Annotated in this window: 8 protein-coding genes; 3 read left to right on the top strand and 5 right to left on the bottom strand. The window is 41.7% G+C overall.

Going from position 1 to position 13140, the window contains the following annotated elements:
- Positions 1-292: 292 nt before the first annotated feature.
- Complete coding sequence (locus DMR_RS23005) at positions 293-2146, top strand: diguanylate cyclase (RefSeq protein WP_148208357.1); 1854 nt, start codon at positions 293-295, stop codon at positions 2144-2146.
- A 636-nt stretch (positions 2147-2782) separates the two neighbouring features.
- Here DMR_RS23005 and DMR_RS22995 read toward each other — a convergent pair.
- Both DMR_RS22995 and DMR_RS22990 read right to left on the bottom strand, forming a co-directional pair.
- On the bottom strand, positions 2783-3172 hold the full coding sequence (locus DMR_RS22995) for a response regulator (protein ID WP_012750533.1): 390 nt from the start codon (positions 3170-3172) through the stop codon (positions 2783-2785).
- A gap of 95 nt (positions 3173-3267) precedes the next feature.
- Complete coding sequence (locus DMR_RS22990; RefSeq protein ID WP_012750532.1) at positions 3268-3459, bottom strand: hypothetical protein; 192 nt, start codon at positions 3457-3459, stop codon at positions 3268-3270.
- A gap of 575 nt (positions 3460-4034) precedes the next feature.
- Here DMR_RS22990 and DMR_RS24265 point away from each other — a divergent pair.
- A complete protein-coding gene (locus tag DMR_RS24265) occupies positions 4035-4259 on the top strand; it encodes a hypothetical protein (RefSeq protein WP_148208356.1) in 225 nt (74 codons plus the stop codon).
- Between the two features lie 169 nt (positions 4260-4428).
- Positions 4429-6897: a methyl-accepting chemotaxis protein gene (locus DMR_RS22985; protein ID WP_012750529.1), complete on the top strand. Its 2469-nt coding sequence runs from the start codon at positions 4429-4431 to the stop codon at positions 6895-6897.
- Between the two features lie 958 nt (positions 6898-7855).
- Here the strand turns inward: DMR_RS22985 and DMR_RS22975 are convergent.
- The 3 genes from DMR_RS22975 to DMR_RS04555 form a co-directional block, all read right to left on the bottom strand.
- The gene (locus DMR_RS22975; RefSeq protein WP_012750526.1) at positions 7856-9613 is read right to left on the bottom strand and encodes a sensor histidine kinase; all 1758 of its coding nucleotides are present in this window, start codon (positions 9611-9613) and stop codon (positions 7856-7858) included.
- A gap of 696 nt (positions 9614-10309) precedes the next feature.
- The gene (locus DMR_RS22970; protein WP_012750524.1) at positions 10310-11380 is read right to left on the bottom strand and encodes a GGDEF domain-containing protein; all 1071 of its coding nucleotides are present in this window, start codon (positions 11378-11380) and stop codon (positions 10310-10312) included.
- Positions 11381-11938: 558 nt separating this feature from the next.
- Positions 11939-12355 carry a response regulator gene (locus tag DMR_RS04555; protein ID WP_012750521.1) on the bottom strand — a complete coding sequence of 139 codons (417 nt, stop codon included), beginning with the start codon at positions 12353-12355 and terminating at the stop codon, positions 11939-11941.
- Positions 12356-13140 lie beyond the last annotated feature (785 nt).

Below are 13140 nucleotides of genomic sequence, written 5' to 3'. Positions count from 1 at the left end.
CTTGGGAAGTTTACTTGGTGTTATCGTTGCCGTTATCGGAGAGAAGTTTAAGAATTACAGCAGACAAACTGTCCCTGTGTGGTTGCCGCGAAAAAAACCTTGAGACCGATGCACCAGGATTCCAGTTTACTGAACTTTTGAAAATCCAGAAGTTAGCGATTTTTCGGGGTTGAAATTCGCAGAGTCCTGCGAGTCCTACCCGCTCCTGTTGTGGATGGACACGCCGAAGGACCTTAAAAAGTCTAAAGACTCAACACTTTAACAAAACACAATGGCGTCATGGCCTTTAATTATGGTCAAAAAAGTTCACTTTTTCATTTTAACGCTGCTAATTGCGACTACTTTTTCTGCAACCACGTTCAGAAAAATAGCACATGGAACTGAAAGACAGACTCTAAACCTGACACAAGAGGAGAAAAAATTTCTAATTGAGCATCCCAAGCTTTCGATGGGAGTAGGAATTGCTTTCCCTCCTTTTCAATTTGTCGAGAACAGCTACAGAGGCTTTGAATTCAAAGGAATAGCTGCTGACACAATACGCCTCTTAGAAAGACGACTTGGAGTTACTTTCGAACCAGTTTTCAACATTACATTTGACAGGGCTCTAGAACTAGGACGAGAGGGCAAGATTGATGTATTCCCTTGCATTTCCTGGACACCAGAGCGGGCAGATTTTTTATCATACACCAGTCCGTATCTGTCCTACCCTTTAGTCATAATTAGCCGGAGTGACGGTCCTTTTATAGGTTCTGTAAAAGATTTAAACGGCCTGAAAGTTGCCGAAGTAAAAACGCTATCAACATATAGCAAAGTAAAAAATGAGTTCCCAGAAGTAACCTTAGACTACCAATTCGAACAAGACACCGAGTCTATGCTAGAAGCCGTTTCTTTAGGAAAAGCCCAAGCTTGTATCGTTGATCTTGCAGTTGCATCATACTTAATAAACAAACGAGGGTTATCAAATCTTAAAGTAGCAGCGCCAACACCTTGGGGTGATAACAAATTAGCCATGGCAACTCCTAACAGTATGCCAATACTTAAAAGAATCCTCCAAAAAGGACTAGACTCAATTACACCAGAGGAAGAAAATTTAATAAGACAAAAATGGCTCCGACTCGAGTACTCCAGCCTTACAAATCCATATCACGTTCTACAATGGGCGCTGAAGCTAACAGGGCTTGCACTCTTGATCTTTGGCATCATTTTCTGGAAAAATAGAAATTTGAAACGTGAAGTAGAAGAAAAGGTAGCAGCTAGAGAACTTTTAAAACAGGCGAACAATTACAACAGAAGTCTTTTTGAAATCAACACAGACCCTATCATGGCAATTGACCGAGAAGGAGTCATAACAGACGCCAACAAATCCACAGAAACAATAACTGGACTAAGCCGCACGGAACTAATCGGGAGAAAATTTAGCTCGTTATTTACTGATGACCAAAAAGCTGACCAAGGGCTTCAGGACACTCTTTTATATTCTTCAATCAAAAATCACGAACTAGAGTTTACGAATATAAACGGGAAAAACACTCATGCTATTTTCAATTTTTCTGTTTTCAAGGACGAAACCGGAATCTCAACCGGTATATTTTCCGCAGCACGCGACATAACAGAAAGAAAGATAATGGAAGAAAGACTTAAAGAAATGGCAACCACCGACAGCTTGACTGGCCTAAACAATAGACAGCACTTCTTGGAACACAGTAGCATTCTTTTCGAAATGGCCAAACGACATAAAGCGAACTTGTCAATAGCATTATTCGACATAGATCACTTCAAACAAGTAAACGACACCTGGGGTCACGAAGCAGGCGATCTAGTTTTGCGAGAACTCAGCAAACTAGCTCTCAATTGTTTTCGTTCATCGGACATTATCGGGCGCATCGGTGGTGAAGAGTTTGCAGTGATTATGCCAGAAACAGACAAAGAGGAAGCGATACTCGCTTCTGAACGTTTTAGGAAACTGGTGGAATCGACAAAATTTGAGTATGAAAACGACCTCCTAAACATCACAGTTAGCATCGGTATTGCACAGTTCGATCCAAATACAAATACGACAATCAACGATTTAACAAAAATTTCAGACGACGCTCTCTACACAGCAAAAGCCAATGGCCGCAATATGGTGTTTTGCGCCAAAAACTAAATGAAGAACCTACAACACCTAAAAGTGCGATTATTCGGCAGAAAAAGGGAACAATGACTAAAGACCAGATCAAGAAAGATTGTTATAGTCCGCAGATTTGCAAGCGCTTCTGGATGACATTAAAGCAATACGAACAAAACGAGCCATGGAACATATTTGATACTTCACGCCATAGCCTAGAAGTTGTCATAGTTTTGAGCAGTGAAGAGTCGCTAAGAAATTTGAGAAGAACATATGACAGTCGTCTCCGTGACAAAAGTACCGTCGATGCCTAGGACAGATACGGCCTATGCCCGTGCTGACTTTGATCACCAAATTCTTGAAATATCTCTTGTGTCGCACTTGTACCCCATCGGCTACAGATTGGGAAACTTACTTGGTGTTTCCGTTAAAGGAGAACACCAAGGAATTTCAGCCGTAGAGGTGTTCTTGTAATCTTTTCACAAAAATCACTACAAGACTGACAATCCAGACTTCCAGTAAACTGGACTTTTTTAAATGGATGTTATGCCGTTCTTTCGGCGCTGGTAATGGCAGAATTCTGCCATCCCGCCCCCGGGACTACCTCAAAAACGAAGGAAACCGCGTTTTTGACCAAACTGAGTCGGGGCGAACTGTACTCCTCAGCACTTCCCATTAGTGATTTACAATCATTTCATGCACATTCTTTAACAGATCAATACGCCGAATAGGCTTAGTAAGCAATATCGAACTAGATACTTTACCTATTTTGTCTATGTACTGACACCGATCATGTGCTGTCAAAAAAATTACAGGCGTTTCACCAGCACCATTTTGAGACTCAATGGCCCTCATTTTTTCAACAACTTCAAAACCATTCATTCCAGGCATTTCGACATCCATCAAGATGCAATCGTAAAGATCACTTTCAAAACACTTTAACGCGCCATACCCGTTTGAAGTGCAAGCAACAGAATAAGGATGATCTTCGAGATACATTTCAACAAGAGCTCGGTTCGCCTCAGAATCATCAACAAGCAAAATCTTATAAAAACGATCTCCCATATTATGACACTCCAAGAATATTCCAACCATTGTAATAACAAACAAAACCAGCTAAAATTGCAAAGCATGAGCCCGAAACCGACAGAAGGATTGACCTATTCAATGAAAATATCTACAAAATCCAGCAAAACCGAAAGAGCTGCTGCACCGGACTGTGTATCTGTCAATCTTGCATTGAGATCAAAAGCTAGCGAATAGTTTCCGCGATTTAATATTGCATCGAAAGCATCAGAGACTAGCTTATCAAATGTTATGCCTACTTTGGCATACACCAATGGCTTTTCCATTGGACTTACTTACCACACAGTTTCAATGTGAGGCTACTATTTTCTGGAAAATGCGCAAGCAATTAGTGTGAGTGAGTTTGCAGGACTCTGCCATCCCGCATCATAGACGACGATAAAAAACGCAGGAACCTGCACTTTTTGACCAGCTGGATCAGGAGATGGACCTGGAGAATCGGCACGGATCAGGAGAAACAGGAAGGAAATGGAACCCGAGTTGGCTGGACCGCCACAGATCAGCCACAGATGCGCCAACGAGGTCGATAGTAGACCTAATAAAAACAAAAAATCCCGTTGGCGGCTCGCCAACGAGATCACTTTTTCACAGGGGCTTCTTTAAAGATTTTAGGGGGTTAAATCACGCTATTGGCGTGTCAAGCAAGTGCTCTCCCCCTGAGCTACGCTCCTAGATTCAAAATCAGGGAAGGGTTTATATACTCAGAACTCTTCCCCAAGTCAACCCCGAATTTTCCGTTTCCCAGATTTTTTCGGGGACCAACCCGTTGGCGCTTGTTGGCACCGTGTTGGCGAGGTGGGTAAATACGGTTTATGGACGGGGGGGTCAAGGGGAAATTATCGTGGGGATGACGGAAAAAAACAGCCCGGGGAAACAAATAAATAATTATCAATTATTTCAATATGTTACGCAAGAATATCAGCATGCCACCCTCATGCAGGAACCTGCACTCGTGAAAAAACCCCCAAACCGCCCACCTCATTTCGGGAAAAGTTTAAATCAGACCAAACAAGATAATGAGCTTATCCAAACAGTTGGCGATAAAATTTTCCACCTGAGACTATGAGGATAGCTGTTACTTCTGGGAATTTAAACGCCACCTCACTTCCAGGCAAGTATTATATTTTTTCTGAAAATCGTGACAATCCGATAGAACTGTATAATAGGATAGCCGTGGAAGTTGACTCAACAAAGCGCCACATGAAATCCACCACTACTACGACAGGAGAGCAGATATGCGCTTCAGTGACTTGAAAATCAAAACGAAAATCATGACTGGGGCGCTAGCGCTTGTACTCATAACCGTTATATTCGGCGGCTTAGCCTATACATATATCGGCAAAGTATCCTCTGCCCTTATAGGTATAACCGACCGTGACGCTAAAGCGGTAGAATACGCTACCGGTGTCGAGCGCATGGCCCTCAATACTATCATGGAGGAAAAAAATTATCTTATCAGTCAATCGGATGAAGCACATCTACGGGCCGAACAAAACGTCAAAGAGCTTAATTCATTTCTTGACAAAGTGGATGAAATTGCACGTGCAAACAACATCGACACCCTCTTAGAAAAGTCCAAGATTGCTCGGTCTGAAACAGCAAAATACGCTGAAAAATATAGAGAAGGAGTAAAATCGATTAAAGAAAATCGTGATGCAGTAAAAGAAATGGTTCGCACCGGCAATATCGTCGGAGATGCAGCCGCTAAATTTTTGTCGATGCAGGTATCAGCTTATACCAAAGCTCAAAAAGATGGTGCAGATCCAGCTACTCTTGACAAATACGTACAGCGCTACATAATCACCACAAACATATACGAGCTTGCTCTCAAAATCATGCGCGCCGAAAAAGAGGAAGTGAACTATAAAGACAGAAAATCTTACGCATCGATGCAAAAGATGCTCCCGGAGTTAATGGAGCTCTACAACAAACTGGAAAAGATCACCACCGACCCCAGCGAGACACAACTCATCAAAGATGCCAGAACAGCTACGCTGATTTATGAAAAGGCAGCAGCTTCATGGATAAAAAACGACGACAACTTAAATTTGATTTTACAATCGATGTCAACTATGGGGTTAAATGTTATCAAACAGGCACAAGCAGCAGAAGAAGCAGGCTACAAAAAGCTTGAAGATGCGAAAAAAGCAGCTCAAGCTACAAGCGCGGAAGCTGACACAATAATCATTTCAACAATAGCAACCGCAATAGTTCTTGGGCTGGCTATCGCATTTTGGTTAGCGTCAATAATTAGCAGGCCAATAATTAAGGGAGTCACGTTTGCCAAGGCTGTCGCAGAAGGTGATTTCAACCAAACTCTTGATATTAATCAAAAAGACGAAATCGGCGTTTTAGCTGATGCGCTGAGAACCATGGTCAAAGAGCTGAAAAATAAAATCGAGTACGCCGATGGCGTCATAAATGGCATAACCGTTCCGTGTGTGATTGGTGACTCATCTGGCAACATCCTACTCGCCAACCAACCTGTCATAGATTTCTTTGAAAAGAATGGCTCCCCAAAAGATTTTGTCGGAACCAGCATGGGCTTCTTTGTCTACAATGATAAAAACAAAAAAACCATTACCCAACAAGCCCTAGAAGAAAAGCGCATTATCAAGATGGATCGCGTCGAAATGAAGACAACGACTGGCAAAGAAAAAATTGTCAACGTTGATGCTTCTCCTATTTACGACTACAACCATAATGTTGTAGCCGGGATAACATTATTTAACGACGTAACAGAAGTCGTACTTCAGCAGAAATTAGCAGAAAGAGCAAAAGCTGAAGGCATGCTTCAAGCAGCTCAACAACTTGAAAGTGTTGTAGAGATCGTGACTTCCGCGTCTGAACAATTATCAGCACAGATTGAACAATCAAGCAGAGGATCAGAAGAACAAGCACGCAGTATTTCAGAAACCGCGACAGCGATGGAAGAAATGAACGCAACAGTGCTTGAAGTAGCTAAAAATGCATCGAACGCGGCTGGTACAGCTGATCAGGCAAAAAACAAAGCTGAAGAAGGTGCACGGGCGGTAAGTCAAGTTGTTAAGGGCATTGGTCAAGTCCAAAATCAATCCCAAGAAATGAAAATTGATATGGACAATTTGGGTAAGCAAGCCGAGGGAATCGGACAGATTCTTAATGTCATCTCTGACATTGCTGACCAGACCAACCTCTTGGCACTTAATGCAGCCATTGAAGCTGCCCGGGCCGGTGACGCCGGACGTGGATTCGCAGTTGTCGCTGATGAAGTCAGGAAACTGGCGGAAAAAACCATGACCGCAACCAAGGAAGTCGGGAACGCGATCCGGGGCATCCAGGACGGTACCAAGAAGAACATTGAAAACGTAGAGCGCACCGGGAAGAATATTGAAGAGGTCACAAACCTTGCGACAAACTCCGGAGATGCCTTACGACAAATTGTCACCTTGGCTGAAAAAACTACGGATCAGGTTAGGTCGATTGCCGCTGCATCTGAACAGCAATCTTCTACGAGCGAAGAAATTAATCGTAGCATTGAATCTGTAAATCGGGTTTCTTCGGAAACTGCCGATGCCATGAGACAATCTGCTCAAGCTGTGGGTGAATTGGCGAATCAGGCCCAGGTCCTTAAGCGTCTTATTGATGAAATGAAATCAGATGGTGGTTCTGGCACTAAAGAACTTCCTGAAGGAAAGAAGCCGCTGGCATTAGGAAGAGGGTAATTGGAAATAATCCTCAATTATGTCAAGCTACGGTCCAATCCGTTAGTGCACATCGTCAGCAGAAGCGTCTTCTAAGATTAACTGGGGTGAGTTCATATTTCCTGAAATATATTTGAGCTCACCCCACAACCAGCACAAAAAAATGCCATACAAAGACCTTAGATTTATATCAAACAGTATTCTCGGTGAAATATCTACAACAACCTATGACAAGAAAGTTTTACTTATTATGTACTATTCTGAATTATTAGCACTTACCTTCGTAGAAATTGATGAATTATTTAAAACTCACGGAAGAACAAAGTTGCACGAAATAATTTATCTAGATATAAAATTTGTCGAATATATTTACTCTCTTTTCTTGGGCTCAGGAATCGACACCATTATGAACCAGATTTTTGAAAGGCTTATAAAGATCGAAGAATTACTCCACCAAAGAGAAATGCTTAAATCTTGTGAAAGATCGGGACTCGCCCAATAGTTGATTTTCAATCCATTCAAAAACGAAGAAAACTTCGTATTTAGATAAATTGCATTATTTTAAACAGATAGACATGCCATACAGCCCTAATCAACCCTCCTGCACTGAAACGGAGCGTTTTACGGGACAATAGCACGGAACAGGACGGAAAAATGGCAGGATCCTGCCATTGGACACCATTTTTTTTGATCCAAGAAGCCATCCGGCCCGCCATCTCGGTTTGAAAATCAAAGGTTCCAGTAAACTGGACTTTTCAAAAGTCGGCAATGTCACAGTTTTCTTTGGAGCAAACAACTGAAGCCCTTCCCGTGGGATAACTTTGGACTTGGGTTTCCCTTGGGCACCCCTCCCCCACTCTCTACCGGCCCCGTTCCTGGGAGTTTTTCAATGGCCGGGGACGGTGGTTCCCGCTGGGCCAAAAGTCTCGTAATTCCCAGTATAACTCCCAACATCCTATTTCCATAGGGCTCTGTCCAGCTAACCTTCTGGAATATACTGGGGGAATGTGAATTTGAAAAAGCTGCCCTTACCTAACTCGGATTCTACCCAGATTTTCCCACCATAGTGGTCTACTACTTGCTTACAAATAGACAGACCCAGCCCAGTTCCTTTTGGCTTACTTTCATTATCATTATCTTGTTGAACTTGATGAAATCTATCAAATACTTTTTCTAAGTCTCCATCAGGGATTCCAACACCTGTATCTTTCACAGTCACCGTCAAAATATTGCTTAAGCTACTCTCATAACTTACCGAGACATATCCGTTACTCGTAAACTTTACAGCATTACTCAGGAGATTCATCATTACTTGCATCAAGCGATCTGGGTCTGCTTTAACCCACGGCGAAGAATTATCATTAGAATAAAGAACATCGACCCCGATTGGCAACTGCCCCTTGATCGTACTAACGGCCAACCACAATACGTCGTTTATCTGGAAAATTTGATCATCCCACTTCATCCTTCCAGACTCGATTTTTGCAGAATCAAGGACATCATTGATTAACCGTGTCAGCCGCTCTCCTTCGAACTCGACAATTTGAAGATTCTCCATGATTCTTTCTGTCTTTTTTTTAAGTTTTTCATTCTGATCAAGAAATGGCTTGAAGTTTTTCCAAAAATCCTTAGAAATAAGCTTTATAAAACCCATGATTGACGTCATTGGCGTTCGCAATTCATGCGAAACTGATTCTATAAATACTGACTTAATTTTGTCAACTTCCTGCAATCGCACATTTGCTTCACTCAATTCTTTCGCTGCATCGGATAGTTCAAATGTTTTCTTCCGCACTACAAAGTATGCTCTTACGATTAAAAAACCACAATATGCAGACGCTGTAAAGAGAAGCACTAGGGCCATAATCCAATGAGTTCTAAGCCCTTCAATATAATCCAAGGCTTCTCTTTCTGGCGTAACAACAGAGATAGACCAGAATGTCTGGTCTAACTTAACAGGCAGAAACACTGCATATTTTGTTAAATTTTTGAAATTTTCATCTTTATCCATACCAAAGTCATATGCAGCAGTCCCCTCTTCACCCTTTAACATTCTGGAAGCCATTGCCAAAATAGATGGGTACTCTTCGCCTGTATTCGAAATTTGTTCACCAACATGCCCTGGAAAAGGACAATACAATTCGACCCCTTCTTGCGAAAGCAACAAAGCATACCCTGATTTTCCAATCTTTATATCTGAAACAAAGTCTTTCGCGATACGATCAAATGGAAGCAACACTGCAACTGATCCTACGAATCGTTCAGCTTCAAAAACCGGCACATGAAGTGCTATTACGTCTAAACCTTGATTTGATTTGAAAACACTGCTAAGCACTGGCTCATGCGAAGATAAAATTTTTTGCACATGTTGTTGGCTAGAAATATCAGATCCAACTTGATCCTCATCTGGATAACTATAGATAATTTCACCACGTTCATCTACTCGACTTATCGCATGATATTCATTAGTATATTGCTGAAAAAAGTTCTTTAAAATCCTTTTCCCTTCTTCATTCATATCAATCACTTCTGGCATAGATCCCATTAATTGCAGTAAATCTTTCTTTGTTGCAAAGTAAGATTCTATCCCTTTAGCTGCAGATTTTGCGAGAATTCTTTGCTGCGTATTAAGATTTTCGACAGCCTGTGTTTTTATATCATTGTACGCAGAAAACAAAACAAAAAAGCTAGCAACAACTAGCAGGCTAGCGATTAGTCCATGGAGTACATAACGCATATCGCAACCTTATTAGTAAAACCCTTTTGTAATTTTAACGGCATAAATTCAGAGTTTAAATCGTTGCTCAGTGACTTTGGGACTTCAAAGGATTAATCTACGCCATCTAACTGAACTTATAAAGCTGTCTTTATCCTCTAGATTTCTTCAAATTTAATTCGCAGGAATTAATTTGGTTTTCAATTAGCTGTTTTTAATAAGGAAACCCAAGAACGGGCTCTACTTTCTCGTATCTGAGCAAATAACTATAATTACAATTTCGATTAAAGTGAAATTTACCCAAGTAAACCTTGGCACAACGGACTCAGTCGTGTAAAGAGAAAAGGCAATCCTAAGGAGGTCCCTTCGATGAAAGACTATTTCGACCCTCTGAGACATCTCCGAGAACAATGCAACTGCCAAGTTTACCTAGACAATTCCCAAAACATTTGTCTCCGATTTGGGCCGAGGTGTGGATTGGAAAGCATTATGTCTGCACAATCTATCGTCAAAAAATATGATACACAGCTACAACTGAGACTCAAAAATCAATGCATCATAAGCCATGCCAATTTTTCAAGCTCAAACCCATCGAAACACCATGCAGCCCACCTCGACAACAAGACAAGGAATAACTTTGCTGCTTAACAGATGATCTTCACAGGGCTACTGTCAACCCACACTTTTCCTTCGCAAACTGAACACGCAGCAACTACATTAAGAAATATTTTCAGCTGGTTCGAATTTAGCGACATCATTTTTCCCAGCCACCTTTACCTTATACATAGCTTTGTCCGCAGCATCAACTAAATCATCAGAAGTCATTCCCTGAATATATTCACCAACACCGATGGAGACCGTAAACTTAACGCTACTCCCCTGAACTTTCCCATCTTTTCTCGGATAAAAATCATAATTTTGCACAGCAATTCTAATTGCATCTGCATGAAGTAGAACTTCATCTGCTGAAGAATTACAAACGATTACAAGCTCATCTCCCCCGTAACGAGCCGCATACCATCCATACATTGAAGCATGACTATGAACTATCTTTGCCAAAGTCCTAAGGATATCGTCGCCGACCTGATGACCATATCCGTCATTAATTTCTTTAAAATCATCAATGTCCATCATCAATACAGATAGTTTACAGCCAGTTGACTGACAATTAGCAATTTCAGTGCGTAAATGATTTTCAAGGGCTCCTCGATTATGTAACGGCGCAAGTAACGAATCTACGTTAACCACCTGTTCTAAATTTTTAGCTTTATGCTCCCACTCTTCTGCTTCTCGCTGATACTCAGCCAGCATTTCTGTAACCATGACTTTCATTTTCTTCACAATCCACGCTGGGTCGTCATCTTTATTTAGAACTTCAAGCGACTCGTTACCATACCTAGCGACTAGATTACTCCGAAAAGACTCAGAAAAGAATAATTCTCGTAAAAAATCATCAATAGCACCAGTCATGGCACCTATAATTTTATTCTGGAGAAGAAATTGATTTTTTAAATCCTTCGACTTCTTGTTGTCCTCAAAGAAATGCTCCAGACGCTGGATTACTGCACCCAAATGTTCATCTGAGTCATCTTTCTTCTTTAATTCATAAAATACGTAGCTCTTCAAAAGAGTCTTCTGGGATTCCGTAAAACAAGAAAATTTTGTCAACAAATTTCTTACAATCAATACAATCGCTAACCACGCAGGATCATCTCCATATCCAATTTTATGGATTTCAGAACAGACATTCTGTATTTTACACTTATCACGAGGGCAAGATTCTGCCATCAGAACCATCCTTTACATTCTTATGACCAATCAAAAAACGAAAGAAATTTCGTATTTGAAAAAGAAGTAGCATTACGGCTTGTTAGCGTTACTATACTGCCCTACCAAATGCTCCAGGACCAGGGACAGGCCAGTTTCAGTGACGTTAGCACCATCACGGGACTTAAAAATCGCAGAGTCTTGCGAATCAGCATTGCCTTTTTCTGGTCCGAAGAAGCATCCACCGCCGTTGTCATTGATCCAGCTCCAACAGGCAAAATTTATACCCCTCCGCTACAAACCAAAAATTCCAGTAAACTGGACCTTTCAAAAGTCGTCGATGTCGCAGATTTCTTCGTAGCAAATAGCTGAAGCCCCAACATTAGGGAAATCTGGGCTTGGGCTTTTCCCACGGACACCCCTTCCCTGCTCTCTACCGGGCCTGTCCTGGGGTTTTTCTCGTGTCCGGGGCCTTGGGGTTCCCTCCTGGGCCAAAATCCTAGGAAATAGCGTCTTACACCCAATGTCCGATTTCCATAAGGCTCTGTCCAGTCCAATTCCCAACCCATCCCACATCTTCTACAACACAAGCTTAAACTTGTTAGTACTTCCTAGGTCGTTAACGACTTCCTCAATAACTTGCCTTGTAGCTGGCTTTGTCAAATAAAAAATAGCTCCACCGGAATGGTAAGCTTCGACCACACTCTTAGGGTCATCGAGAATCGTAAGCATCACAACGGCAGTCTCTTTTAGTTTGTCTATTTTGTTTTCTTTTTCTATTCTGCGAATACTTCTAAGCGCTTCCTGTCCATCCATTTCAGGCATTATAATATCCATGAAAATCAGATCATAGGGTCTTTTGTCATTCAACGACTGGACGAAGAACTCAACGGCTTCTAAGCCATTAGACGCAACATCTACGCAGCAATGGCTATTCAAAATACTTTTCATAATTATCTGGCTCGCGACTTCATCATCGACCACCAACACTCTCACTTGCGCCTCCTCCTGGGCCAAGAAATCAGTGTCCCCCAGTATCATTCTAATATCACATTTTCATAAAACATTGTCCAGACTCACTGGAGCAGGGTGAGCTAATAGCGAAAGGAAATGGAATTTGAAAAAAATTATCATTGCAAAGTATTAACATCGAAAACACTAAACTACTATGCTTCTGGACTAGGTGCAGGCCAATTTCAGTTACGATAGCCACCAATCCGGGCTGACAAATCGCAGGATCCTGCCATCGAACACGCGTGTTTTTGTTCTAAAATGTCATCCAGCCGGCCATCAGCTGAAAATCAAAAGTTCCAGTAAACTGGAACTTTTCAACTATCAGTAATGACATAGTTTTTCTCTCAGCGAACAGCCCAAGCCCCTCCCTGGGGAAATCTGAGGTTGGGCTTTTTCAATCGCCGGGGTCTTGTGGTTCCCCCAGGGTCAAAATATTAGAAAACATCAACCTACACTAAATGCTCTACACAAACACGTGCCACAAAGATATTCTTTTACATCGTTAACGCATCGACGATGAATCTATAATTCATTCTTCCCAGACTTCGCCTACATTGCAGAACTTGAAACAAGTCAGTTGGACTCAAAACTAGCCCCTCAAGAATAAAATATGCAAAGTTGGCATCATCTATAGAAATCTCTTCAGGCCCAGTGACTATGTCAGTACGACCATGCTTTATTAAACTTCTCAAAAGTGCAATATCATCTTCTGTCGCTAAAGCTTGAGATTGCATCCGTGCTCGCCCCCCCCCTTGGCCTGCCCACCC

The organism is Solidesulfovibrio magneticus RS-1 (assembly GCF_000010665.1).
GTDB lineage: Bacteria > Desulfobacterota > Desulfovibrionia > Desulfovibrionales > Desulfovibrionaceae > Solidesulfovibrio > Solidesulfovibrio magneticus.
Note: the sequence above shows the minus strand (reverse complement) of the source record. Positions and strands in the feature narration are given on the sequence as shown.